This window comes from Cupriavidus cauae, from assembly GCF_026210475.1.
Classification (GTDB): Bacteria; Pseudomonadota; Gammaproteobacteria; order Burkholderiales; family Burkholderiaceae; genus Cupriavidus; species Cupriavidus cauae.
This window is the reverse complement of the sequence record NZ_CP080293.1, coordinates 1-23,721: the sequence shown is the minus strand read 5'-3', so window position 1 is coordinate 23,721 and position 23,721 is coordinate 1. Positions and strand designations below refer to the sequence as shown.

23 protein-coding genes are annotated in these 23,721 nt (G+C 69.1%); 8 read left to right on the top strand and 15 right to left on the bottom strand.

Annotation, left to right across the window (positions count from 1 at the left end):
* Positions 1–4: 4 nt before the first annotated feature.
* From KZ686_RS00115 to KZ686_RS00100, 4 genes are all read right to left on the bottom strand, one after another.
* Positions 5–874, bottom strand: coding sequence for an NAD(P)-dependent oxidoreductase (locus tag KZ686_RS00115; RefSeq protein WP_265632775.1), 870 nt, complete (start codon positions 872–874; stop codon positions 5–7).
* Positions 875–953: 79 nt separating this feature from the next.
* The gene (locus KZ686_RS00110) at positions 954–2,153 is read right to left on the bottom strand and encodes an ABC transporter substrate-binding protein (protein ID WP_265632774.1); all 1,200 of its coding nucleotides are present in this window, start codon (positions 2,151–2,153) and stop codon (positions 954–956) included.
* A 155-nt stretch (positions 2,154–2,308) separates the two neighbouring features.
* Entirely contained in the window at positions 2,309–3,469 is a 1,161-nt protein-coding gene (locus tag KZ686_RS00105; protein ID WP_226107666.1) for a methyltransferase, read from the bottom strand.
* Positions 3,470–3,546: 77 nt separating this feature from the next.
* The gene (locus KZ686_RS00100; protein ID WP_150083333.1) at positions 3,547–4,488 is read right to left on the bottom strand and encodes a CysB family HTH-type transcriptional regulator; all 942 of its coding nucleotides are present in this window, start codon (positions 4,486–4,488) and stop codon (positions 3,547–3,549) included.
* 157 nt (positions 4,489–4,645) lie between these two features.
* Between KZ686_RS00100 and KZ686_RS00095 the strand changes: the two genes are divergently transcribed.
* From KZ686_RS00095 to cobA, 7 genes are all read left to right on the top strand, one after another.
* A complete protein-coding gene (locus tag KZ686_RS00095; protein ID WP_265632773.1) occupies positions 4,646–5,419 on the top strand; it encodes a sulfite exporter TauE/SafE family protein in 774 nt (257 codons plus the stop codon).
* Positions 5,420–5,494: 75 nt separating this feature from the next.
* The gene (locus KZ686_RS00090) at positions 5,495–7,174 is read left to right on the top strand and encodes a nitrite/sulfite reductase (RefSeq protein ID WP_226107272.1); all 1,680 of its coding nucleotides are present in this window, start codon (positions 5,495–5,497) and stop codon (positions 7,172–7,174) included.
* Between the two features lie 41 nt (positions 7,175–7,215).
* Positions 7,216–7,794: a DUF934 domain-containing protein gene (locus KZ686_RS00085; RefSeq protein WP_149316766.1), complete on the top strand. Its 579-nt coding sequence runs from the start codon at positions 7,216–7,218 to the stop codon at positions 7,792–7,794.
* Positions 7,791–8,600, top strand: coding sequence for a phosphoadenylyl-sulfate reductase (locus KZ686_RS00080; protein ID WP_226107274.1), 810 nt, complete (start codon positions 7,791–7,793; stop codon positions 8,598–8,600). The genes KZ686_RS00085 and KZ686_RS00080 overlap by 4 nt, the downstream gene beginning before the upstream one ends.
* 8 nt (positions 8,601–8,608) lie before the next feature.
* Entirely contained in the window at positions 8,609–9,595 is a 987-nt protein-coding gene (cysD, locus tag KZ686_RS00075; protein WP_149316768.1) for a sulfate adenylyltransferase subunit CysD, read from the top strand.
* Between the two features lie 106 nt (positions 9,596–9,701).
* Complete coding sequence (locus tag KZ686_RS00070) at positions 9,702–11,015, top strand: sulfate adenylyltransferase subunit 1 (RefSeq protein ID WP_226107276.1); 1,314 nt, start codon at positions 9,702–9,704, stop codon at positions 11,013–11,015.
* A gap of 48 nt (positions 11,016–11,063) precedes the next feature.
* Positions 11,064–11,828 carry a uroporphyrinogen-III C-methyltransferase gene (cobA, locus tag KZ686_RS00065; RefSeq protein WP_265632772.1) on the top strand — a complete coding sequence of 255 codons (765 nt, stop codon included), beginning with the start codon at positions 11,064–11,066 and terminating at the stop codon, positions 11,826–11,828.
* Positions 11,829–11,937: 109 nt separating this feature from the next.
* Here cobA and KZ686_RS00060 read toward each other — a convergent pair whose 3' ends face one another.
* The 5 genes from KZ686_RS00060 to ruvC form a co-directional block, all read right to left on the bottom strand.
* The gene (locus KZ686_RS00060) at positions 11,938–12,561 is read right to left on the bottom strand and encodes a hypothetical protein (protein WP_265632771.1); all 624 of its coding nucleotides are present in this window, start codon (positions 12,559–12,561) and stop codon (positions 11,938–11,940) included.
* The gene (gene ruvB, locus KZ686_RS00055) at positions 12,558–13,634 is read right to left on the bottom strand and encodes a Holliday junction branch migration DNA helicase RuvB (protein ID WP_265632770.1); all 1,077 of its coding nucleotides are present in this window, start codon (positions 13,632–13,634) and stop codon (positions 12,558–12,560) included. The genes KZ686_RS00060 and ruvB overlap by 4 nt, the downstream gene beginning before the upstream one ends.
* A gap of 296 nt (positions 13,635–13,930) precedes the next feature.
* The gene (gene ruvA / locus KZ686_RS00050) at positions 13,931–14,512 is read right to left on the bottom strand and encodes a Holliday junction branch migration protein RuvA (protein WP_149316773.1); all 582 of its coding nucleotides are present in this window, start codon (positions 14,510–14,512) and stop codon (positions 13,931–13,933) included.
* Positions 14,513–14,703: 191 nt separating this feature from the next.
* On the bottom strand, positions 14,704–15,891 hold the full coding sequence (locus KZ686_RS00045; RefSeq protein WP_265632769.1) for a glycerophosphodiester phosphodiesterase: 1,188 nt from the start codon (positions 15,889–15,891) through the stop codon (positions 14,704–14,706).
* Between the two features lie 190 nt (positions 15,892–16,081).
* Positions 16,082–16,627 carry a crossover junction endodeoxyribonuclease RuvC gene (gene ruvC, locus KZ686_RS00040; protein WP_150083327.1) on the bottom strand — a complete coding sequence of 182 codons (546 nt, stop codon included), beginning with the start codon at positions 16,625–16,627 and terminating at the stop codon, positions 16,082–16,084.
* A 140-nt stretch (positions 16,628–16,767) separates the two neighbouring features.
* On the opposite strand from ruvC, the gene KZ686_RS00035 reads away from it, so the two are divergent.
* Entirely contained in the window at positions 16,768–17,058 is a 291-nt protein-coding gene (locus KZ686_RS00035; protein ID WP_149316776.1) for a HigA family addiction module antitoxin, read from the top strand.
* A gap of 148 nt (positions 17,059–17,206) precedes the next feature.
* Here the strand turns inward: KZ686_RS00035 and purH are convergent, their stop codons facing one another.
* The 6 genes from purH to KZ686_RS00005 form a co-directional block, all read right to left on the bottom strand.
* Positions 17,207–18,781, bottom strand: coding sequence for a bifunctional phosphoribosylaminoimidazolecarboxamide formyltransferase/IMP cyclohydrolase (gene purH / locus KZ686_RS00030; protein ID WP_226107286.1), 1,575 nt, complete (start codon positions 18,779–18,781; stop codon positions 17,207–17,209).
* A 16-nt stretch (positions 18,782–18,797) separates the two neighbouring features.
* Entirely contained in the window at positions 18,798–19,031 is a 234-nt protein-coding gene (locus KZ686_RS00025; protein WP_006578759.1) for a Fis family transcriptional regulator, read from the bottom strand.
* Positions 19,028–20,086: a tRNA dihydrouridine synthase DusB gene (gene dusB, locus KZ686_RS00020; RefSeq protein WP_150083324.1), complete on the bottom strand. Its 1,059-nt coding sequence runs from the start codon at positions 20,084–20,086 to the stop codon at positions 19,028–19,030. The genes KZ686_RS00025 and dusB overlap by 4 nt, the downstream gene beginning before the upstream one ends.
* A gap of 259 nt (positions 20,087–20,345) precedes the next feature.
* Entirely contained in the window at positions 20,346–21,674 is a 1,329-nt protein-coding gene (locus KZ686_RS00015) for a UbiH/UbiF/VisC/COQ6 family ubiquinone biosynthesis hydroxylase (protein WP_265632768.1), read from the bottom strand.
* Entirely contained in the window at positions 21,655–22,122 is a 468-nt protein-coding gene (locus KZ686_RS00010) for a hypothetical protein (RefSeq protein ID WP_265632767.1), read from the bottom strand. The genes KZ686_RS00015 and KZ686_RS00010 overlap by 20 nt, the downstream gene beginning before the upstream one ends.
* A complete protein-coding gene (locus KZ686_RS00005; RefSeq protein ID WP_265632766.1) occupies positions 22,122–23,507 on the bottom strand; it encodes an aminopeptidase P N-terminal domain-containing protein in 1,386 nt (461 codons plus the stop codon). Before KZ686_RS00005 ends, KZ686_RS00010 begins: the two co-directional genes overlap by 1 nt.
* Between the last annotated feature and the right edge of the window lie 214 nt (positions 23,508–23,721).

Below are 23,721 nucleotides of genomic sequence, written 5' to 3'. Positions count from 1 at the left end.
GGCCTCAGCCCTGATCCTCCAGCACGCGCAGCAGCGACGAGGTGTCGTCCTTGCCCCAGCCGTTGCGCATCAGGGTTTGCAGCTGCGCCGCGGTGGCCTGCATCGCGGGCAGGGCGAGGCCCGCTTCGCGGGCGACGTCGGCGGCGAGGCCGAAGTCCTTGTCGTGCAGGCGCGCCTGGATGCCGGCGGCGAAATCGCGGGCGACCATCTTCGGCCCCATCATGTCCAGCATGCGGCTGCCGGCCATGCCGGTCGACATCGCCTGGAGCACGCGCTGCATGTCGACCTGCTGCGACTGCGCGAAGCGCATCGCCTCGGCGATCCCTTCGATATTGACCACCTGCGCGATCTGGTTGCACAGCTTGGCGACCTGGCCCGCGCCGTTGTCGCCGATATGCGTGATGGTCTTGCCGTAGCACGCGAGCAGCGGCCGAACGCGCTCGAGGAGCTCGGCCTTGCCGCCGACCATGATGGTCAGCGTGCCGGCCTCGGCGGCGACCGTGCCGCCCGACACCGGGCAGTCGAGCGCCTCGATGCCGCGCTCGGCGAGCGCCTGGGCGATCTCGCGCGTGACCACGGGCGAGATCGTGCTGTGGTCGATGCAGATCGTGCCCGGCGCGGCGCCTTCGATCGCGCCGCCTTCGCCGAGCAGCACCATGCGGACATCCTCCGACGAGGTCACGTTGGTGAATACGACCTCGGCGCCGCGAGCGGCCTCGGCGGGGCTGAAGAACGGTTCGGCGCCCAGTTCGCGCGCCGCGTCGGCGGCTTCCGGCCGGCGCACCGAGGCGCGTACGGTGTGTCCGGCCGCGAGCAGATGGCGCACCATCTGCGAGCCCATCGCGCCCAGGCCGATAAAGGCGATCGTAGTCATGACGACAACTCCTTGCTGATCTTGTTGTTGCGCGGCACCGGGCGCCGGCCAAGAAAGGCCGCGCCCGGCAATGCCGGCCTTATTGTCCCGCGTAACTGAACTTGCCGTTGCGGATCACGCCCATCACGCGCGAGCGCTGATCGAAGCCCTGGTGGTCGCGCGGGCTCAGATTCAGCACGCCGTTCGGCACGGTCAGATTGGCGGTGGTTTCCAGCGCGGTGCGCATGGCCTGGCGGAACTCGCGCGTGCCGGGCTGCGCGCCGGTCTTCAGCGCGCGCTTCGCGGCATCATCGAGCAGTTGCCACGCGCCCCACGCATCGCCGGCGAACTGCGTGATCGAGTCCGCGCCGTACTTGGCCTCGTAGCGGGTCACGAAGTCGAGCGCGACCTTCTTGACCGGATGGGTGTCGGGCAGCTGGCGCGCGACCACGACGGGGCCGGTCGGGAACAGCGTGCCCTCGACATCCTTGCCGCCCATGCGCAGGAACTCGCCGGTGGCGATGCCATGGGTCTGATAGACCTTGCCCTTGTAGCCGCGCTCGCCCAGCGTCTTCTGCGGCAGCACCGACGGCGTGCCGGCGCCGGCGATCAGGATCGCGTCGGGGTTGGCGGCCATCAGCTTGAGCACCTGGCCGGTGACCGAGGTGTCGTTGCGCGAGAAGCGTTCGCTGGCGACCACGCGGATCTTGCGGACCTCGGCGAGCTTGGAGAACTCGCGCCACCAGCTCTCGCCGTAGGCGTCGTTGAAGCCGATGAAGCCGACCGTGCGCACGCCGTGGTTGCTCATGTGCTCGGTCAGCACGGTCGCCATCTGCGAGTCGTTCTGCGGCATCTTGAAGGCCCAGCGCCGTTTGGGGTCGGTCTGCGGCTCGACGATCGCGGCCGAGGCGGCCAGCGCGACCATCGGGGTCTCGCCCTCCGACACCGCGTCGAGCGCCGCCAGCGCGGTCGGCGTGATGTTCGGTCCGACGATCACGTCGACCTTTTCCTCGGAGATCAGCTTGCGGACGTTGCGCACCGCGGCCGACGGGTCCGAGCCGTCGTCGAGCAGGATGTACTCGGCCTTCTGGCCGCCCAGCGTCGCCGGCCACATCAGGATGGTGTTCTTCGACGGAATGCCGATCGACGCGGCAGGACCCGTGGTCGAGACGTCGATGCCGACGCGGATGTCGGCGCGCGCGGTGCCGCTGAGCAGGGCACCGGCGGCGCCGACGGCGGCTAGCGCCAGCGTGACCGGGCGCAGCGAGCGTCGCAGGCGGGGCAGGGTGGATCGTGGCATGGGGTCTCCTCCTTCGGCTTGTTGGCTTCTGTCTGGCTCATCCAGCTTCGATGTGGCTTCCATATGGCTTCGATCCGGCTTCGATCCGGCTTCGATCCAGTCCTATAGGGCTTACATCCGGCTTCGATCGGACTTCCATCCCGTCGGGTCCGGCATCAGCCTGGCTGGCCGGCGGCCTTCGGCGCGAGCCGCCACAGCGAAGTCATCTCCGCGGCTCGGGCGGCGTGCAGCGGATCCTCGGCGTCGGCGGCGCGGGGATGGCGCGGCTTGATGTCGATGCGGCCCAGCACCTGCAGCCCGGCGGCCTCGATCATGCCGAGCAGCGCCTCGCGGCTGCGCAGGCCGAGATGCTCGGCGAGGTCCGACAGGATCAGCCAGCCTTCGCCGTCATCGGTGAGATGCGCGGCCAGGCCCGCGAGGAAGCCGCGCAGCATGCGGCTGTCGGGATCGTAGATGGCGTGCTCGATCGGCGCGTTGGCGCGCGCCGGCACCCACGGCGGATTGCAGACCACCAGCGGGGCGCGGCCGGACGGAAACAGGTCCGCCTGCACGATCTCCACCTGTCCGGTCAGCCCCAGCCGGGCGATATTGTCGGCGGCGCAGCCCAGCGCGCGCGGGTCCTGGTCGGTGGCGACGACGCGGGCCACGCCCCGTCGCGCCAGCATCGCGGCCAGCACGCCGGTGCCGGTGCCGATATCGAATGCCAGCGATTCGCGCGCCAGTGCCTTCGGCAACGGTGCCTGGCCGACGAGATCGACATACTCGCCGCGCACCGGCGAGAACACGCCATACCAGGGATGGATGCGGTCGCCCAGCGCCGGCACCGGCACGCCCTTCTTGCGCCATTCGTGCGCGCCGATCAGGCCCAGCAGTTCGCGCATCGAGGCGACATAGGGCTGGTCGCCCGGCCCGTAGGCCTCGGTGCAGGCCTCGCGCACATCGGGCGCGCGGCGCAGCGGTACGGTGTGATCGGCCCCGAACGGCAGCAGCAGCATGCCCAAGGTGCGGGCGCGCTGCGCCTGCGCCTGCCGATGCAGATGGAAGGCCTCGGCCGGCGTGGCCGGCGCGGGCTTGGCCTTGGCCTGGCGCTGGGCCCGGCGGGGCTTGCGTTCGACCCGGCGCGCCATCGCCTGCAGCAGCTGGCGCGCGTTCTGGAAGTCGCCGCGCCACAGCAGGGCGGTGCCCTCGCAGGCGAGGCGGTAGGCGGTATCGGCGTCGGTGCGGTCGTCGGCGATCACCACCCGTCGCGGCGGCGGCATGCCGGCCTCCGAGCGCCAGCGGGCGCGGTGCGTCACGCCTTCCTCGGTCCACTCGATGGTGGGCTCGGCCGTGGCGCCGAGGGTGGTCTCAGGCGCGCCGTCCTGGCTGGGCCGCTGTTCAGGTTGATGTGCGCTCACAGTTCGTACGCCTCGTGGTCGCCCGACATCGCCTGCTCGACCAGCTTGCGGTTCAGCGTCGGCGAGAACAGTTCGATGAAGGTATAGACGAAGCTGCGCAGGTAGGCGCCCTGCTTGACGGCCAGATGCGTCACATTGGTGCCGAACAGGTGGCCGGCCGGGATGCCGCGCAGATTGCGGTCGCGCTCGGGGTCGAACGCCACGCCGGCGACGATGCCGATGCCCAGGCCGATCTCCACATAGGTCTTGATCACGTCGGCGTCGATCGCCTCCAGCACGATGTCCGGCTGCAGCTGCCGCAGTTCGAACGCCTTGTCGATCTTGGTCCGGCCGGCGAAGTTCGGGTCGTAGGTGACGATCGGATAACTGACCAGGTCCTCCAGCGACAGGTGCGGCTTGTCCAGCAGCGGGTGGTCCGGCGGCGTCACGATGGTGTGCTGCCACTGGTAACCGGGCAGCGACACCAGATTCTTGTCGCCGGAGATGCCTTCCGTGGCGATGCCCAGGTCCGCATGGTCGTGCAGCACCATGTCCGCGATCTGCGCCGGGTTGCCCTGCTGAATGGAGAGGCGCACCTTCGGGTACCGCTTGGTGAACTCGCCGATGACCCGGGGCAGCGCATAGCGGGCCTGCGTGTGCGTGGTGGCGATCGTGAAGTTGCCCTGGTCCTGGGCGGCGTAGTCCTTGCCGACCCGCTTCAGGCTCTCGACCTCCTGCAGGATCTTCTCGACCGAGGTCAGGATGCGGCGGCCCGGCTCGGTCAGGCTGCGGATACGCTTGCCGTGGCGAGTGAAGATATCGACACCCAGCTCTTCTTCGAGCTCGATGATCGCCTTGGAGACCCCGGGTTGTGACGTGTAGAGCGCTTTAGCGGCTTCGGTCAGGTTGAAGTTCTGACGGACGGCCTCGCGCACGAAGCGGAATTGGTGCAGGTTCATATATCGTCGTCCGTATAAACAAACAACTTCTTATTAGTTTGAGATATGAGGCGAGTTTATTACGATTTGCGAACTTTGTTAATGAACGGCTAGTCCCCGTGCGCCCGGCGTTACATCGCCGGCGCGGCCCGGCGGGGACCCACTTCGGTGCGCCCCCATGTCCCTGGCCTTTACCGTTTCCGGTCTGTTGGTAGGCGTCCTCGTCGGTCTGACCGGCGTGGGCGGGGGCTCGCTGATGACGCCGCTGCTGACGCTGCTGTTCGGCTTCTCGCCTGCCACCGCGGTCGGTACCGACCTGGCCTTCGCGGCGATCACCAAGGGCTTCGGCACGCTGGCGCACCGCGCCCACGGCCATATCCAGTGGCAGGTGGTCAGGCGCCTGTGCATCGGCAGCCTGCCGGCCGCGCTGGCCGCCATCCTCGTCCTCAAGAGCGCCGGCGAACTCGACGCCGGCTGGCTGCACGCCATCCGTCTGTCGATCGGCATCTCGGTGATCCTGACCGTGCTGTCGCTGCTGTTCCGCCGCCAGCTGCTCGAATGGCTGGCCCGCAATCCCCGTTTTCAACTGGAAGGCCGCGCCCAGGCGGTGGCCACGGTGATCGTCGGCGTGGTGATCGGCGTGCTGGTCACGGTGTCGTCGATCGGCGCCGGCGCGGTCGGCGCGACGCTGATCCTGCTGCTGTATCCGCGCATGAAGCCGGCCGAGGTGGCCGGCACCGATATCGCCTACGCGGTGCCGTTGACCGCGCTGGCCGGGCTGGGCCACGTGTGGCTCGGCACCGTCGACTGGAACCTGCTGCTGGCGCTGCTGGTGGGCTCGATCCCCGGCATCTGGCTGGGCGCGCAACTGTCGCGCGCGCTGCCGGAGCGGCTGGTGCGCGGCGCGCTGGCCACCACGCTGACGCTGGTGGCGATCAAGCTGGTTTCCTAGCGGCGGTGCTGCTGTCTCGCGCCCCGTACGAACGAACACCCACGAACACGAACGCATACTGAACGGACCCACACCATGTATCAGTACGATGAATACGACCAGCGCATCGTTGCCGAGCGCGTCGCGCAGTTCCGTGACCAGGTGCGTCGCCGCCTGTCGGGCGAGCTGACCGAGGAAGAATTCCTGCCGCTGCGCCTGCAGAACGGCCTCTACATGCAGCGCCACGCTTACATGCTGCGCGTGGCGATTCCCTATGGCCTGCTGGCGTCGAAGCAGCTGCGCATGCTGGCGCATCTGGCGCGCCACTACGACCGCGGCTACGGCCACTTCTCGACGCGCCAGAACATCCAGTACAACTGGATGGAGCTCGAGCGCGTGCCCGATGCGCTGGCCGACCTGGCCTCGGTCGAGATGCACGCGATCCAGACCTCGGGCAACTGCGTGCGCAACATCACCACCGACCACTTCGCCGGCGTCGCGCCGGACGAGGCGGTGGACCCGCGTCCGCTGGCCGAGCTGCTGCGCCAGTGGAGCACGTTCCAGCCCGAATTCGCCTTCCTGCCGCGCAAGTTCAAGATCGCGATCTCGGCCTCGAAGGACGACCGCGCCGTGGTGCAGATGCACGACATCGGCGTCTACGCCTACCGCAACGCGGCCGGCGAGCTGCGCCTGAACATCCTGGCCGGTGGCGGCCTGGGCCGCACGCCGATCCTGGGCACGATCATCAAGCACGATCTGCCGTGGCAGCACATGCTGACCTATATCGAGTCGGCGATCCGCGTCTACAACCGCTATGGCCGCCGCGACAACAAGTACAAGGCCCGCATCAAGATCCTGGTCAAGTCGCTGGGCGCGGAGAAGTTCGCCGAGGAAGTCGAGGCCGAATGGCAGCACAGCAAGGATGGTCCCGGCACGCTGACGCAGGCCGAGTTCGACCGCGTCGCGCGGCATTTCGCGCCGCCGGCCTATGAGAAGCTGGCCGACACCGACACCAGCTTCGAGAAGCATCTGCTGGAAGACAAGGCCTTCGCCCGCTGGGTCCGCCGCAGCGTGCACGGCCACAAGGTGCCGGGCTATGCCGCGGTGACGCTGTCGACCAAGCCCGGCGTGGCTGCGCCTCCCGGCGACGTGACCGCCGAGCAGATGGAGCTGGTGGCCGACTGGGCCGACCGCTTCGGCTACGGCGAGCTGCGGGTCGCGCACGAGCAGAACCTGGTGCTGCCGGACGTGCGCAAGCGCGACCTGTACGACCTGTGGCAGCTGGCCAAGGCCAACGGCCTGGCCACGCCGAACATCGGCCTGCTGACCGACATCATCTCGTGCCCCGGCGGCGACTTTTGCTCGCTGGCCAATGCCAAGTCGATCCCGATCGCGCAGGCGATCCAGCAGCGCTTCGACGATCTGGACTTCGTGCACGACCTCGGCGAGGTCTCGCTGAACATCTCGGGCTGCATCAACGCCTGCGGCCATCACCACGTCGGCAACATCGGCGTGCTCGGCGTCGACAAGGACGGCGAGGAGTGGTACCAGGTCACGCTCGGCGGCGCGCAGGGCAACCAGACCGCGCTGGGCAAGGTGATCGGCCCCTCGTTCAAGGCCGAGGAAATGCCGGACGTGGTCAGCCGCATCATCGAGACCTTCGTCGCGCACCGCATCGAGGACGAACGCTTCATCGACACTTTCGCCCGCATCGGCGTCGCGCCCTTCAAGGAGCGCGTCTACGCGGACAAGCAGCGCGAACGCGCCGAAGCCTGAGATTGACGGCATCGACGACAGCAAACGCATCGAGAACGAATATGGCAAAGATCATCCAACTGCAACGCGCCGACGGCGGCCAGGCCGCCGTGCCGGCGATCGTCGATGACGCGTGGACCGTGCTGCGCGGCGCCGAGGGCCAGGCCCCGACCGACGAGCAGATCGCCGCGGCGGCATCGAGCCAGGACGCGGTGCTGTTCCCGCTGCCGGTCTGGCTGGCGCACAAGGACGGCCTGCTGGCCAGCCGCGACGCGGCCCGCACCGGCATCTGGCTGGCACCGGACGACGAGCCGGGCGACGTTGCCGGCGAGCTGGCGCGCGTGTCGCTGCTCGCGGTCGACTTCCCGGTGTTCCGCGATGGCCGCGGCTTTTCCACCGCCTATCTGCTGCGCACCCGCTATGGCTGGAAGGGCCAGCTGCGCGCGATCGGCGACGTGCTGCGCGACCAGTTGAACTTCATGAAGCGCTGCGGCTTCGACGCCTTTGCCGTGCGCGCCGACAAGAACATCGAGGACGCGCTCAAGGGCTTCAGCGAATTCACCGTGACCTACCAGGCCTCGGTGGACGAGCCGCTGCCCCTGTTCCGCCGGGCGCGCGCCGAACAGCGGGAATCGGCATGAGCGTGATTCCGATCGTCGAACTGCCGGCGACCGCCTCGGAGATTCCGGCCGCCTCGCCGCTGCGCCCCGCGCTGTGGACGGCGCCGGAATACACCGGCAGCACCGCCGCGCTCGAGGCCAAGGAGGCCACGCTGGCCGAGCGGCTCGAAGCGATCGCGAGCCGCTTCTACCGCGCGCGCTTTGCGTCGAGCCTGGCCGCCGAGGACATGGTGATCACCGACGCGATCCTGCGCGGCTCGGCCGCGCTGCGCGCCGGCATCCGCGTGTTCACGCTGGCGACCGGCCGCCTGCACGCCGAGACGCTGGCGATGCTCGACGAGGTCAAGGCGCACTACGGCTACGAGATCGAGCGCTTCACGCCTGATGCCGAAGCGGTCGAGAACTATGTGCGCAAGCACGGCCTGAACGCTTTCTACGACAGCGTCGAGCTGCGCAAGGAATGCTGCGGCATCCGCAAGGTCGAGCCGCTGAACCGCGCGCTGTCGCACGCCGATGCCTGGCTGACCGGCCAGCGCCGCGAGCAGGCGGTCACGCGTGCCGACCTGCCGTTCGAGGAAATCGACGAGGCGCGCGGCATTCCGAAGTTCAATCCGCTCGCGGACTGGACCGAGGCCGAAGTGTGGGCTTATCTGAAGCGCCATGCGGTGCCGATCAACGCGCTGCACGCCAAGGGATATCCCAGCATCGGCTGCGAACCGTGTACGCGCGCCGTGCGCGCCGGCGAGGATGTGCGCGCCGGCCGCTGGTGGTGGGAAAGCCGCGACTCGAAAGAGTGCGGCCTGCACGAACAGAACATCAAGCATTGAGGCCACAGATGGGCATCATGAACGAACTCCAGGCCGGCGCCGCGGCCACGCGCGACGGCAATCCCGACATCGCGCACCTGATCGAGGTGCAGAACGACCACCTGGACCGGCTCGAGGCCGAGTCGATCTACATCATCCGCGAGGTCGCCGCCGAGTGCCGCAACCCGGCGCTGCTGTTCTCCGGCGGCAAGGACTCGATCGTGATGCTGCATCTGGCGCTGAAGGCGTTCCGGCTCGGCAACCGCAAGATCGAGCTGCCGTTTCCGCTGGTACATATCGACACGGGCCACAACTATCCCGAGGTGATCGCCTTCCGCGACCAGCGCGTGGCCGAGATCGGCGCGCGGCTGGTGGTCGGCCATGTCGAGGATTCGATCAAGCGCGGCACCGTGCGGCTGCGCAAGGAAACCGATTCGCGCAACGCGGCCCAGGCCGTCACGCTGCTGGAGACGATCGAGCAGCACCAGTTCGACGCGCTGATGGGCGGTGCCCGCCGCGACGAGGAAAAGGCGCGCGCCAAGGAACGCATCTTCTCGTTCCGCGACGAGTTCGGCCAATGGGATCCGAAGGCGCAGCGGCCCGAGCTGTGGAGCCTGTACAACGCCCGCATGGCGCCGGGCGAGCAGATGCGCGTGTTCCCGATCTCGAACTGGACCGAGCTGGACGTGTGGCAGTACATCGCGCGCGAGAACCTGGCGCTGCCGCCGATCTACTACGCGCACCAGCGCGAGGTTGTCCGCCGCAACGGCCTGCTGGTGCCGGTGACGCCGCTGACGCCGAAGCAGGACGGCGATGTCAGCGAGGTGCTGTCGGTGCGCTTCCGCACGGTCGGCGACATCAGCTGCACCTGCCCGGTGGCCAGCACCGCGGCGACCCCGGTCGAGATCATCGCCGAGACCGCCGTCACCGAGATCACCGAGCGCGGCGCCACGCGCATGGACGACCAGACCAGCGAAGCGTCGATGGAACGCCGCAAGAAGGAAGGCTACTTCTGAGCCGGACCGATCCAGCGACATTGACGCACGCCGCGACGCAGCTAACGACGCAAGTAACGACGCACGCCGCGACGCAAGCAGCGACGCCCCGAGACAGGATTGCATCATGACCACCCAAGCCGCCCACCAGGGCCTTCTGCGTTTCATCACCGCCGGTTCGGTCGACGACGGCAAGAGCACGCTGATCGGCCGCCTGCTGTATGACAGCAAGGCGGTGCTGTCGGACCAGCTGACCGCGCTGGCGAACGCCAAGAACAAGCGCACCGCCGGCGAGCAGATCGACTTCTCGCTGCTGACCGACGGCCTCGAGGCCGAGCGCGAGCAGGGCATCACGATCGACGTGGCCTACCGCTATTTCTCGACCGCGCGCCGCAAGTTCATCATCGCGGATACGCCGGGCCATGAGCAGTACACCCGCAACATGGTCACCGGCGCCTCGACCGCGCACGCCGCGATCGTGCTGATCGACGCCACCCGCGTGACCGTCGCCGACGGCCGCGCGCAACTGCTGGCGCAGACCAAGCGCCATACCGCGATCGTCAAGCTGCTCGAGCTGCAGCACGTGATCGTCGCGGTCAACAAGATGGACCTGGTCGACTACAGCGAACAGCGCTTCAACGAGATCCGTGCCGCCTATGCGGAGCTGGCCAGCCAGCTGGGCCTGAAGGACGTGCGCTACGTGCCGGTGTCCGCGCTGCGTGGCGACAACATCGTGCATGCCAGCGAGGCGATGCCCTGGTATCAGGGCGAGCCGCTGCTGCCGCTGCTCGAGGCGCTGCCGGTCGAGGAAGTCGCGCCGCAGGGCGAAGCCGCGCTGCGCTTCCCGGTGCAGCTGGTGATCCGCCAGGACGGTGCGCAGTCCGACGATTTCCGCGGCTATGCCGGCCGCGTCGAGGCGGGCACGGTCCGTGTCGGCCAGACCGTGCGCGTGCTGCCGGCCAACCGCGAGGCGGTGGTCGCCGAGGTGCTGACGCCGAACGGCGCGGCCGAGGAGGCGAGCGCCGGCGAGACCATCACCATCCGGCTGGCGGAAGACGTCGATGTATCGCGCGGTGACATGTTCGTGGCCGCCGCCGCGGAAACCGAGCAGGCGCTGCCGGCGAAGAAGCTGCAGGCCGACCTGTGCTGGTTCGACGATGCGGCGCTGAACACCGCGCGCAAATACGTGCTCAAGCACACCACCGCCAGCGTGTTCGCGCGCGTGTCGTCGGTGGACCGCGTGCTCGACGTGCATACGCTGTCGCACGAGACCGGCCGTCACGACATTCGGCTGAACGATATCGGCTCGGTGCAGATCACGCTGCAGAAGCCGGTGGTGTGCGACGTCTACAGCGACAATCCGGCCACCGGCGCGTTCGTGCTGATCGACGAGGCCACCAATCACACGGTCGCCGCGGGCATGATCCGTGCATATTCCTGACATCGAAGCGAGATCGAAGTCGGTCCAGGAATCACGAGGAGCAGCAACATGGGCAAGGTCTACCTGATTGGCGCCGGTCCCGGCGCGGCGGACCTCATTACGGTGCGTGGTGCACGACTATTGGGCGAAGCCGAAGTGGTGCTGCACGATGCGCTGGTGTCGCCCGAGATGCTGGCCTGGTGTCCCCAGGCCCGGCTGGTCGAGGTCGGCAAGCGCTGCGGCAAGCGCTCGACCGCGCAGCTCTTCATCAACCGGCAGATCGTCGACCTGGCGCACAAGTACGAACGCGTGGTGCGCCTGAAAGGCGGCGATCCGATGCTGTTCGGCCGCGCCGACGAGGAATTGCAGGCGCTGGAAGAGGCGGGCATCGCCTACGAGATCGTGCCGGGCATCACGGCCGCGCTGGCCGCCGCCTCGGCGATCGCGCGTCCGCTGACCAAGCGCGGCGTGTCGCGCAGCGTGGCGTTTGCCACGCAGGCGAAGGCGCCCGACACCATCGACGTGGAGGCCGACGTCAAGGCCGATACGCTGGTGTACTACATGGGCCGCGACCAGGCGGCTTCGATCGCCGCACAGCTGATCGCGCACGGCAAGTCGGCATCGACGCCGGCCTGGGTGGTCGAGGCCGCCTCGACCCCGCACCAGCGCAGCCGCCAGTTCACGCTGCGGCAGATGGCGGCGGGCGAAGCCGCGGCGTGGATCGATCCGCAACACCCGAGCTTGCTGATGATCGGCGAGGCGCTGGGTGCGCGCGCCAGCGGTGCGGTCGACGATGAGCAGCGGGACCGCGAGCGCCAGCCGAAAGCGGCCTGACGCAAGGCTCGTCAGCCGGTAGCCGCCGCAATGGGTTTTCTTCCCTGTCCCGCTCGCGGGAGAGGGGAGCAAACCTTCCCGACTCCGATCACAGCGGACAGCGTCGGGACTACCGTCCCTCCCTCGTAATCTCCACCGTCTCCCGATACACGATCCGGGCCATCTGGCCCGGCCGCAGGCCGGCCACGTCGATCGAGATGTCGTCCGCCCGCGCGGCGTGCTCCGCGTTGCGCGGGCCGCGGAACGTCACCGTGCGTCCGATCGGATCGACCGCAACGATTTCGGCGGTGGCCGTGGTGGTGATCTCGCGCACCACGCCGGGCCGGCCGTCGTCGAGACGGCGCGACAGCCGGTCCACCGATTCGGCGGTCGCGACATTTCGGCTCGCCAGCGGCTCCAGCTTCGTGATCCGTGCCGGGCCGCGCGTCACCGTCAGGCGGTCACCGGCGTTGACCGTACCGAAATGGCGAGCCTCGTCGCCGGTCATCAATTCGGTCAGCTGACCCTGCGGTCCGCGCACCAGTACCGCATTCGAGGCGTCGATGCGGACGACCTCCGCCGCGGTGGTGGCGGACGCGGCTTGTGCGTTCGCGACGCCGATGGAGCCGGCTGCCAATGCGCAAGCCGCCGCGCAGTTCACCGCGCAGGCCAGCGCCAGCGCGCGCGCCCCGCGTCGTATCGTGCTGTCTCGATCGTTCCGCATCGGCGCCTCCACAGTCGTTGATCGCGTCAAACGTCGTCCGGCAGGATGCTGCCCTGCGCGCCGCCCGGCGCCGCCAGCCCGAAGTGCCGGTAGGCCGCCGGGGTCGCCACGCGTCCGCGCGGCGTGCGTTGCAGATAGCCCTGCTGGATCAGATAGGGTTCGAGCACGTCCTCGATGGTGTCGCGCTCCTCGCCGATCGCCGCGGCCAGGTTGTCGACGCCGACCGGGCCGCCGCTGAACTTGTGCAGGATCGCCTCGAGCAGCTTGCGGTCCATCAGGTCGAAGCCGACACGATCGACATCGAGCATCGCGAGCGCGGCATCGGCCATCTCGCGCGTAATGGTGCCGTCGCCCTTGACCTCGGCGTAGTCGCGCACGCGCCGCAGCAGGCGGTTGGCGATACGCGGCGTGCCGCGCGAGCGGCGCGCGATCTCGAGCGCGCCCGTCGGATCGATGCGCGCATGCAGCAGCTGCGCCGAGCGCGTGACGATGCGGGCCAGCTCGTCGGCGGTATAGAACTCCAGGCGGGCGACGATGCCGAAGCGGTCGCGCAGCGGATTGGTCAGCATGCCGGCGCGCGTGGTGGCGCCGACCAGCGTGAATGGCTGCAGATCGAGCTTGACCGAGCGCGCGGCCGGGCCTTCGCCGATCATGATGTCGATCTGGTAGTCCTCGAGCGCGGGGTACAGGATCTCCTCGACGACCGGCGACAGCCGGTGGATCTCGTCGATGAACAGCACGTCGTTGGCTTCGAGGTTGGTCAGCAGCGCGGCAAGGTCGCCGGGCCGCTCGAGCACCGGCCCGGAAGTCTGGCGCAGGTTGACGCCCATCTCGCGCGCGATGATATGAGCCAGCGTGGTCTTGCCCAGGCCCGGCGGGCCGAACAGCAGCACGTGGTCGAGCGCCTCGCGGCGATTGCGCGCCGCGTGCATGAAGATGTCGAGCTGGTCGCGCACCTTCTGCTGGCCGACATAGTCGTCGAGCAGCTTGGGCCGCAGCGCGCGCTCGAAGGCCTCCTCGCTGCTGGAGGCGGGCGTGGCGGCGATCAGGCGGTCGCCGCTGTCGGCAGGGCGGCTCGGGGCGAACTTGTCGGTCTGGATCATGGGGCGGAGGCGGGAAAACTGGCTCGATTGTAGCCCACGGCATCATCGGCGCCGGCCGCCGTCTCAGCGGGCACAGGTCACGCGGGGGCTCGCGCGCCGGCCAGCACACCGGCCCGCACACGGGCTCGCACACCGGCTCGCGCACGGGCTCGCACACGGGCTCGCACACCGGCTCGCACACCGGCTCGCGCACGGGCTCGCACACCGGCTCGCACACCGGCTCGCAAACCGCCTGCACACCGGCTCGCATGCCGGCTCGCCCACGGCTGCACACCGGCCCGCGCCGCCGCGCGGCCTCAGCCTTTCGACAGGGCCTTCAGCGCGAGCTTGATCCCTTCGGAGACGCCGGTGCCGGCCGGCACCTGCTTGGTCGCCGCGGCGGCCTCCTTGTCGGAATAGCCCAGCGCCAGCAGCGCGTTCAGGATATCGGCGGCGCTGTCGTGCGCGGCCGCCGCGCCGCCGACGTGGCCGAGCTCCGCGCCGAGCTTGCCCTTGAGCTCCAGCAGCAGCCGTTCGGCGGTCTTCTTGCCGATGCCGGGAATGCGCGTCAGCCGGCCGGCCTCCTGCAGCGTGATGGCCTGCGCCAGTTCCGCGACCGACATGCCCGACAGCACCGCCAGCGCCATGCGCGCGCCGATGCCGCTGATCTTGATCAGCTCGCGGAAGGTATTGCGTTCCTCGGCGCTGCCGAAGCCGTACAGCAGATGCGCATCCTCGCGGACGATCAGCTGCGTCAGCAGCGTGACGGGCTGGCCGACCGCGGGCAGGTTGTAGAAGGTGCTCATCGGCACGTCGACCTCATAGCCGACGCCGTGGCAGTCGACCAGCAGATGCGGGGGATTCTTCTCGATGAGGGTGCCGGCGATGCGTCCGATCATGGTGGCTTGCGGGGGATGGGCTGCCGGCGCGTTGTTGCGCACGCCGGCATGGGTCGGTCTGAAAGGGCGCCAGTGTAGCGCAGCGAGGCAGACGGTCCGCCGCGCGACCACGGGGCTCCATGGCGGTCCATGGCGTGTCTGCGGCGGGTCTACTCCGCTTCTACGGCGCTTCTACGGCGCTTCTACGCCTTCTACGGCGCATCCACCGCGCGGCGGCCGAGCGCCGGATCGTCGGTGAAGAAGCCGTCCACACCGGCGTCGATCAGCGCCCGCGCCTCGCGGATCATGCCGGCCGGATGCCGCGCCGCGTCCCCGCCCGGGCCGCGCAGGCTCTTGGGCAGGAAGGCGTTCTCGGGCCGCAGCGTGTAGGGATGCACGACCAGGCCGGCTGCATGCGCGTCGCGCACCAGCGCGGTCGGCGTGCCGAGCGCGCCGGCGCTGTCGCGCGGCAGCACGTGCGTGCGCTCGGGGCCGATGCCGTCGGCATAGGTGGCCACCTCGCGCAGTCCGAGCGGCGTGACCATGTCCGCGTAGCGGCGCGTATCGCCGGCCAGGCGCCAGTCGGCCGGCGCCTTCGTGGCATTGCCGATCAGCTGCACCAGCTTGACGTTCGGCATCGACTTGCCGATGCGCTGCCGCAGCGCGCGCAGATTGGCGGTCTCGAACGATTGCAGATAGACCGGCGCGCGGCGCGTGTGGGCGTTGGCGCGCAGCGCGTCGACCAGCTTCTCTTCGATCGGCAGGCCGATGCCGCGGAAGTAGCTCGAATGCTTGGTCTCGATATAGAGGCCGATGGTCCTGCCGCTGCGGCGCGAGGCATTGGCGGCCAGTTCGATGATCTCGGCGAGCGTCGGGATCTCGAACTTGTCGTCGTATTGCGTATTGGCCGGGCGCAGTTTCGGAATGCGCTCGCGCGCCCGCAGCGTCTTCAGCTCGGCCAGCGTGAAGTCCTCGGTGAACCAGCCTTCCAGCCGCTCGCCGTCGATCACCTTGATGCGCTTGCGGTCGGCGAACTGCGGCAGCGTGGAGACGTTGGTGGTGCCCCCGATCTCGTTCTCGTGCCGGGCCACCAGCACGCCGTCGCGGGTGACGACCAGATCGGGTTCGATCAGGTCGGCGCCGTCCTCGATCGCCTTGGTGTACGCGGCCAGCGTGTGTTCGGGCCGCAGCGCGCTGGCGCCGCGATGGCCGATCACCAGCGGCTTGGGCTTCGGCGGTGCCGGTTGGGCTTGCGGCGGTTCGGCGGCAGGCGCGGCGGGCGGCACGGGTTGGGTGGCGCAGCCCGCGAGCAGGGCGGCCAGTATTGCGGCCGACATCGCGGCGTGGAGCCGCGCGGCGGGCTGCAAGGCAAAACGGGGGATCAAGCTGGGACGGGACATGCGGCCTCCTCGAGCGCGGGATGAGGCCGATTGTAAGTGAGGCGGGCGTCGCCTGGGACGCCGTCAGCGCCGCGGGGGCCGGAGAGCCGCCAGAGCCCGAGAGCCCGAGAGCCCGAGAACCCGAGAACCCGAGAACCCGAGAACCCGAGAACCCGAGAACCCGAGAACCCGAGAACCGAAAGAGCCGCTGCTAGCCGACCAGTCTGCCGCGCCGCACCCGCACGCCCTTGCGCGCGAGTTCCGGCGCCAGGCCGCTCAGCGTGGCAAGCGTATCGCCGCCATTGGCATGGCAGATCGCCACGCCGAGCGCGTCGGCCGCATCGGAGCTGGGATGGCCGGGCAGGGCCAGCAGCCGCGCCACCATCTCCTGCACCTGCGCCTTGTTGGCGCGGCCATAGCCCACCACGGCGACCTTCAACTGCAGTGCGGTGTATTCGAACACCGGCAGGCCATAGCCCACCAGCCCGCAGATCGCCGCGCCACGGGCCTGCCCGAGCAGCAGCGTCGATTGCGGATTGACGTTGACGAACACCTTCTCGATCGCCGCGCAATCGGGCGCATAGGTTCGCGTGACCTCGGCAATGCCGTCATACAGCGTCTTCAGACGCTCGGGCAGGCTGCCGTTGCCATCGCTCTTGATGGTGCCCGAGGCGATGTAGGCGAGCTTGTGGCCGTGCTTTTCGACCACGCCGAAGCCGGTGGTACGAAGGCCGGGGTCGATGCCGAGGATGCGCATTGGATCAATGAGTCTAGGTTGGCCGCTAGTGTAAGCGCGTTCGTTACGGTCGTCGAATCCCGCAAATCGCCGGGCGTAAAGCCAAAGCTCTCAGAGGGTGGATACCAGGACTATCACTAGGCTATCGAGGGGATCGAATCATGACGAGGATGCACAACCCACCGCATCCGGGTACGGTGCTCGCCGAATGGCTGCGCGACCTGGATGCCATGACGCTGACCGATTTCGCGCGACATATCGGCGTCACGCGGGCGACGCTATCGCGCATCGTCAACGGGCACGCCGCGATCACGCCCGATATCGCCCTGCGGCTGGAAGACGCGCTGGGCACCAGCAGCGAGATGTGGATCGGTTTGCAGTCCGCCTATGATCTTTGGACTGCCTCACGAAAGCCGCGCAAGCGCATTCAAAGGTTGGCGCGCGCGGCTTGAGGGTCGTCAAGGTTCCCTCTCCCGCTAGCGGGAGAGGGGCAGGGGAGAGGACAGCCGGTGCTCGTCGAACTGCGCGTTCGTACCGCTCATTCGATCTGCTCGCCCGGCTGCGAGCGGCGCGTTGCCGCTCGGTCCCCTTGGTCCGGACTCAATGCCGGAAATGCCGGGTGCCGGTCAGCACCATCGCGATATTGCGTTCGTCCGCGGCGGCGATCACTTCGTCGTCGCGCATCGAGCCGCCCGGCTGGATCACGCAGGTCGCGCCCGCGTCGACCACCACGTCCAGGCCGTCGCGGAACGGGAAGAACGCGTCGGAGGCCACCGCCGAGCCGGCCAGCGTCAGGCCGGCGTTCTGCGCCTTGATGCTGGCGATGCGGGCCGAGTCCACGCGGCTCATCTGGCCGGCGCCGACGCCGAGCGTCATGCCGCCGCCGCAGAACACGATGGCGTTGGACTTGACGAACTTGGCGACGCGCCACGCGAACAGCAGATCGCTCATTTCCTTCGGCGTCGGATGGCGCTTGGTGACGACGCGCAGCTCGGACGGCTGCACGTTCTTGGCGTCCGGGCTTTGCAGCAGCAGGCCGCCGCCGACGCGCTTCAGGTCATACTGGTTGACGCCCTTGCCGAGCGGAATTTCCAGCAGGCGCACGTTCTGCTTGGCGGCGAACACCTCGCGTGCTTGCGCGCTGAACGACGGCGCGATCAGCACCTCGACGAACTGCTTGGCGACCGCCTGCGCGGCCGCGCCGTCGAGCTCGACGTTGAAGGCGATGATGCCGCCGAAGGCCGAGGTCGAATCGGTCTTGAACGCCTTCTCGTAGGCCTCCAGCGCATTGGCGCCGATCGCCACGCCGCACGGGTTGGCGTGCTTGATGATGACGCACGCCGCGCCATCGCCGGGCCCGAAGGACTTGACGCATTCCCACGCCGCATCGGCGTCGGCGATGTTGTTGTACGACAGCTCCTTGCCCTGCAGCTGCACGTAGTTGGCCAGCGCGCCGTCGACGGCCTTCAGGTCGCGATAGAACGCCGCCGACTGGTGCGGGTTCTCGCCGTAGCGCATCTCCTGCACCTTCTCGAACGCCAGGTTCAGCGTCTGCGGATAGGCGCTGCGGGCCTGGTGCGACTTGTCCGGGCCGAGGCTGGTCAGGTAGTTGGTGATGGCGCCATCGTATTGCGCGGTATGCGCGAACACCTTGGTGGCCAGCCGGAAGTTGGTGTCGTAGCCGACCTGGTTGCCGTTGGCGCGCATTTCGTCGAGCACCGGCGCGTAGTCGGCCGGATCGACGATCACCGTCACGTCGCGATGGTTCTTCGCCGCCGAGCGCAGCATGGTCGGGCCGCCGATGTCGATGTTCTCGATCGCGTCGGGCAGCGTGCAGTCGTCCTTGGCGACGGTCTGCTGGAACGGGTACAGGTTGACCACCAGCAGGTCGATGGTCGGGATGTCGTGCGCGGCCAGCGCGGCCATGTGTTCCGGCAGGTCGCGGCGCGCCAGGATGCCGCCGTGCACCTTCGGGTGCAGCGTCTTGACGCGGCCGTCGAGCATCTCGGGGAAGCCGGTGTAGTCGGCCACTTCCGTGACCGGCAGGCCGGCGTCGGCGAGCAGTTTGGCGGTGCCGCCGGTGGACAGCAGCGTCACGCCGAGCGCATGCAGTTCGCGTGCGAAGTCGACGATGCCGGTCTTGTCGGAAACGGAGAGAAGGGCTTGCTTGATCATGGTGATGGAGGACGCTTCAAAGTAAACCGTGCTGCTGCAGCTTCTTGCGCAGCGTATTGCGATTGATGCCGAGATAGGCCGCGGCCAGCGACTGGTTGCGGTCGGCACGCGCCATCACCGTCTCCAGCAGCGGCCGTTCCACCGCCTCCAGCACCATGTTGTACATGTTCGACGGCTGCTCGCCGTCCAGATCGCGGAAGTAGGCGCTCAGGCTGTCCCGGATGCATTGGTCGATAACATTGCGGCTCATGCGGCAAGCAACTCCCTGTTGTTGTTGTTCGATGCGCCGGTCTGTGCTTCGCCTTCGTCGACATACACCAGCCGGTCGGACAGCGCGGCCTGCTCGTCGAAGAAAGCGTTGACGGCGGCCAGCTGCGCCTCGGTGCTTTCCAGTGTGTTCATCCGGTGCCGGAACAGGTTGGCACCCTTGAGTCCGCGCGTGTACCAGGCAATATGCTTGCGCGCGGTACGCACGCCGGTGAATTCGCCATAGAAGGCGTAGTGGTCCTGCAGATGCGCGTTCATGATGGCGCGGATCTCGGCCACTTCCGGCGCCGGCAGCAGCTCGCCGGTGGCCAGGAAGTGCGCGATCTCGCGGAACAGCCACGGGCGTCCCTGCGCGGCGCGGCCGATCATGATCGCGTCGGCGCCGGTAACTGCCAGCACGTGGCGCGCCTTCTGCGGCGTGGTGATGTCGCCGTTGGCGACCACCGGGATGCGGATCGCATCCTTGACCGCGGCAATCGTCTCGTACTCCGCCTCGCCGTGGTACAGGTCCGCGCGCGTGCGGCCATGCACGGTCAGCATGCTGATACCGGCCGCTTCGGCCATGCGCGCGACGCGCACCGCGTTGCGGTTCTGCCGGTCCCAGCCGGTGCGGATCTTCAGCGTGACAGGCACGCGGTCGCCGACCGCGCCGACCACCGCCTCGACGATGCGCACCACCAGCGGCTCGTTCTGCAGCAGCGCCGAGCCGGCCGCGACGTTGCAGACCTTCTTGGCGGGGCAACCCATATTGATATCGATGATCTGCGCGCCGCGGTCGACGTTGTAGCGCGCCGCCTCCGCCATCATGCCGGGCTCGGCGCCGGCGATCTGCACCGCGATCGGCTCGACCTCGCCGTCGTGGTTGGCGCGGCGCATGGTCTTTTCGCTCTTCCACAGCTGCGCGTTCGACGCCACCATCTCCGAGACCGCATAGCCCGCGCCGAGCGTCTTGCACAGCTGGCGGAAGGGGCGGTCCGTGACGCCGGCCATCGGCGCGACGAACAGGTTGTTGCGAAGTTGGTGAGGTCCGATTTGCACGGCTAGGGTCCGGCGACGTCCAGAAAGGCTGGCCGTGACCGGGCGCCACTGGGCGGTGTCACGGATCGAATGGCGAAAGGCATGCCCGGCCGAAGCAGCGTCGGCGGTGAAGCGGGGGGCATGTGCGAGGGCGGGATTTTACCGCTAAACCGGCCGGCTGCCCAATAAATAAGCAGGGCCGATGTGCTGCGGCGCGACATGGGACCGGAGCGGCCGGGAGCCGGCTCCGAACTCCCGACGACTCGTTGCGCCAGCGGGATCAGCGGCGCATGCCGTAGATCATCTGATGCGCCAGCGCGTGCTTCAGCGGCGACAGGCAGGCCAGCGCGGCCAGCGAGGCGCCGCGCCCGTGCGCGGCCAGCGGATAGGGAATGCCGAACACGCGCGGCAGCAGGTCGGTGACGCCGATGGTCACCGCGCGATCGAGCCGGTGGCGTGCGCCGAATGCGGCCAGCGCCTGCGGCGTGCAGGCGGTGCGCAGCTCGTCCGCCAGCGCGAAGGCATCGCGCAGCCCCAGGTTCAGCCCCTGGCCGGCGACCGGATGCAGGGTCTGCGCGGCGTTGCCGATCGCCACCAGCCGGCCCTTGACGGTCAGCTCCGCGGCATTGAGGCCCAGCGGGAAGGCGTGACGCTTGCCGACCCGCGTGAAGCGTCCCATGCGCGGACCGAAGACCTCGCCGAGCTCGGCCAGGAAGCGGGCGTCGTCCAGCGCCAGGCGCCGCGCGGCCTCCTCGGGCGAGCAGCACCAGACCAGCGCGTAGCCCGAGCCGCCGTCGCCATGCGGGTCGTCGTCCAGATCGTGCGGCAGCAGCGCCAGCGGCCCCTGCTCGGTGAAGCGTTCCCAGGCCCAGCCGGGCAGCGGATGGCTGCAGGCGACATGCGAAACGATCGCGGTCTGCCCATAGTCGCGGCGGCGCGTTCCCGTGGCGCCGGCCGCGGCCGTGCGCGCGACCTGCTGATGGAACAGGCCGCCCTCGGCCTGCACCGCCAGGCGCGCGCCCAGGCGCACCGGCTGGCCGTCGGGACCGGCGCCGCGCAACTGCACCGGCGCGGTGTCCGGCGAGCCCGCGGCGACGGCCTCGGCCGCGGCCCCCGCGGGGCCGTGCCTGGCTTCGGGCGCAAAGCCTCCGCCCATCCGGCCGGTCCGGTAGATCTGGTCGATGGCATCGAAGCGCGTGTCGAACGCGCGCACCAGCCGCTGCTGGCCGCCGGCACGTCCAAGCGCGTGCTCGAGCGCCGCGCACAGGTCGCCGTAGCGGACCACATAGCCGAGCGCCGGGATGCCGTAGTCGTCGTGATGCAGCTTGACGTGGCCGAAGCGGCCGCGCTGCGACACATGGATGTGCTCGATCGGCGTGGCCGCCACGGGCCACGCATCGAGCTGCGCCAGCAGATCGCGGCTGCCGTGCGACAGCGCGATCGCGCGCGGATCGCGGGCGGCGCGCGCCGGCGTGGCGGCGTCGATCAGCGCGATGCGCCAGGGGCTGGTCTGCAGCAGCCGGCAGGCCAGCGCGAGGCCCACCGGGCCACCGCCGACGATGGCGATGTCGCAGGCGTCGCCGTGCAGTTCAGGGCTGGGCTGGTTCATCGTTGGCACCTCCGGCAGCGGCGCTTTCCGGCCCGCCGCGCTGCCAGCACACCACGTCCTCGCGCGTCCTGCCGTTGCGCGCATCGCGCAGGGCGTTGTCGAGCAGGGTCTGATCGAAGCCCGGCATTGCGCGCAGCCGTGCCAGCAGCGCCTCGTGGTTGACGGCGTCGAGCGGCGTCACGCAGCCTTGCTGGCGGCCGTCGGGGCGTTCCTCGCCGATCAGGATCAGCCAGGCCTTGCCGGTCCACGGCGCGCGCCGCGAGACCCGCGCGACCACGCGCTCCAGCGCCTGCCATTCGACCTCTTCGCGCTGGCCGTCGGGACGATGGACCACCAGGCGGTCGTCGAACAGATTGACGATGAACGGCTGTTCCGGCTCCGCCTGCGTTCGCGACGCCGTCGCGTTGCCATCGGCACCGCCGAACAGTTTTCTCAACCAGCTGACCATTACAACTCACTCCGTTCGCGCATCAGCGCCTCTATCTCGTCGGCGTCGACCGGGACGCCGCGGGTCATCAATTCACAGGGACCGTCGGCCGTGACCACCGCGTCATCCTCGATGCGGATGCCGATATGCCAGTAGCGCTCCGGTACGTCCTCGGCCGGGCGGACGTAGATGCCGGGCTCGATCGTCAGCACCATGCCGGTCTCGAGCGGGCGCCACGGGCGTTCGCCTTCGGCGGGGGCCGGGCCGGGCACGCGGTACTCGCCGACGTCGTGCACGTCCATGCCGAGCCAGTGGCCGGTGCGGTGCATATAGAAACGCCGATAGCTGCCGCTGGCGATCACGTCGTCGACGCCGCCTTCCTTGTTCCGGTCCAGCAGGCCGGTGTCGAGCATGCCCTGCGCCAGCACGCGCACCGCCGCGTCATGCGGCACGTTGTACGGCACGCCGACGCGCGTCTGGTCGATGGCAGCCTGCTGCGCGGCCAGCACCAGATCGTAGAGCTCGCGCTGCGCCGGCGAGAAGCGGCCCGACACGGGAAAGGTCCGCGTGATATCGGACGCGTAGCCGTCCAGTTCGCAGCCGGCGTCGATCAGGCACAGGTCGCCGTCGCGCAGTTCGGCCGGGCCGGCGCGATAGTGCAGCACGCAGGCGTTGGGGCCGGCGGCGACGATCGAGTTGTAGGCCACGCTCTGCGCGCCGTTGCGGCGGAATTCGTACAGCAGCTCGGCTTCCAGATGGTATTCGCGCAGGCCGGCGCGGCTGGCCTGCATCGCGCGCACATGGGCCTGGGCCGAAATCTGCGCGGCGCGGCGCATGATGTCGAGCTCGCCGGCGTCCTTGAACAGCCGCATCTCGTCGAGCAGCGTGCGGATGTCGAGCGCGCTCGACGGCGCCACCACGCCGGCGCGGCCCTGCGTGCGCACCGCGTCGAGCCAGCGGCGCACCTGCATGTCGATGCGGGTCGAAGCGGCCAGCGGATACGCGACCAGATTCTGGTTGGCGAGCAGCTGCGGCAGCTGGGCGTCGATCTCCTCGATCGAGTGGGCCTCGTCGAAGCCGAACACCTCGCGTGCCGCTTCGGGGCCGTAGCGGAAGCCGTCCCAGATCTCGCGCTCTTCGTGCTTGGGGCGGCAGAACAGGATGCTGCGGTCGCTGCCGCCGGCCGGCGCGGCGATCAGCACCAGCACCGACTCGGGCTCGGTGAAGCCGCTCAGATAGTAGAAGTAGCTGTCGTGCCGGTACGGGAAGTCGCTGTCGCGGTTGCGCATCGCTTCCGGGGCCGTGGGCAGGATCGCCACGCCGCCGCCGGCGGCGCGCAGGTGGTCGAGCACGCGGGCGCGGCGCGCGCGGCAGGCCTGGAGAAGGGCGGAATCTGGTGCGGACATGAGGGGACCGACTCGCATCGGGCAGGCAGTGGGCAATGGCCCGATTCTAACGCCGCTCGTTGCCGAGGTTGACGTGCGCGGCGAGGAGGTCTCGCCGATGCCTCCACGTCGTTCCTGCGCAGGCGGGGGCCTCAGGGATGTCGAGGGCCGCGCGCCAGGCCGCCGAGCCGCGCCTGCGCGGCAACGACAGGCGATGACAGCCGTTGCGAGCGCG

Bases quoted from the DNA above. Each gene is read 5' to 3' on its own strand.
- KZ686_RS00115 (WP_265632775.1), bottom strand. From the start codon at position 874: ATGACTACGATCGCCTTTATCGGCCTGGGCGCGATGGGCTCGCAGATG.
- KZ686_RS00100 (WP_150083333.1), bottom strand. From the start codon at position 4,488: ATGAACCTGCACCAATTCCGCTTCGTGCGCGAGGCCGTCCGTCAGAAC.
- KZ686_RS00110 (WP_265632774.1), bottom strand. From the start codon at position 2,153: ATGCCACGATCCACCCTGCCCCGCCTGCGACGCTCGCTGCGCCCGGTC.
- KZ686_RS00090 (WP_226107272.1), top strand. From the start codon at position 5,495: ATGTATCAGTACGATGAATACGACCAGCGCATCGTTGCCGAGCGCGTC.
- KZ686_RS00045 (WP_265632769.1), bottom strand. From the start codon at position 15,891: ATGTCCCGTCCCAGCTTGATCCCCCGTTTTGCCTTGCAGCCCGCCGCG.
- KZ686_RS00070 (WP_226107276.1), top strand. From the start codon at position 9,702: ATGACCACCCAAGCCGCCCACCAGGGCCTTCTGCGTTTCATCACCGCC.
- KZ686_RS00085 (WP_149316766.1), top strand. From the start codon at position 7,216: ATGGCAAAGATCATCCAACTGCAACGCGCCGACGGCGGCCAGGCCGCC.
- KZ686_RS00010 (WP_265632767.1), bottom strand. From the start codon at position 22,122: ATGGTCAGCTGGTTGAGAAAACTGTTCGGCGGTGCCGATGGCAACGCG.
- purH (WP_226107286.1), bottom strand. From the start codon at position 18,781: ATGATCAAGCAAGCCCTTCTCTCCGTTTCCGACAAGACCGGCATCGTC.
- ruvB (WP_265632770.1), bottom strand. From the start codon at position 13,634: ATGATCCAGACCGACAAGTTCGCCCCGAGCCGCCCTGCCGACAGCGGC.
- ruvA (WP_149316773.1), bottom strand. From the start codon at position 14,512: ATGATCGGACGCATCGCCGGCACCCTCATCGAGAAGAATCCCCCGCAT.
- KZ686_RS00005 (WP_265632766.1), bottom strand. From the start codon at position 23,507: ATGTCCGCACCAGATTCCGCCCTTCTCCAGGCCTGCCGCGCGCGCCGC.
- cysD (WP_149316768.1), top strand. From the start codon at position 8,609: ATGGGCATCATGAACGAACTCCAGGCCGGCGCCGCGGCCACGCGCGAC.
- KZ686_RS00035 (WP_149316776.1), top strand. From the start codon at position 16,768: ATGACGAGGATGCACAACCCACCGCATCCGGGTACGGTGCTCGCCGAA.
- ruvC (WP_150083327.1), bottom strand. From the start codon at position 16,627: ATGCGCATCCTCGGCATCGACCCCGGCCTTCGTACCACCGGCTTCGGC.
- KZ686_RS00080 (WP_226107274.1), top strand. From the start codon at position 7,791: ATGAGCGTGATTCCGATCGTCGAACTGCCGGCGACCGCCTCGGAGATT.
- KZ686_RS00025 (WP_006578759.1), bottom strand. From the start codon at position 19,031: ATGAGCCGCAATGTTATCGACCAATGCATCCGGGACAGCCTGAGCGCC.
- KZ686_RS00015 (WP_265632768.1), bottom strand. From the start codon at position 21,674: ATGAACCAGCCCAGCCCTGAACTGCACGGCGACGCCTGCGACATCGCC.
- KZ686_RS00095 (WP_265632773.1), top strand. From the start codon at position 4,646: ATGTCCCTGGCCTTTACCGTTTCCGGTCTGTTGGTAGGCGTCCTCGTC.
- cobA (WP_265632772.1), top strand. From the start codon at position 11,064: ATGGGCAAGGTCTACCTGATTGGCGCCGGTCCCGGCGCGGCGGACCTC.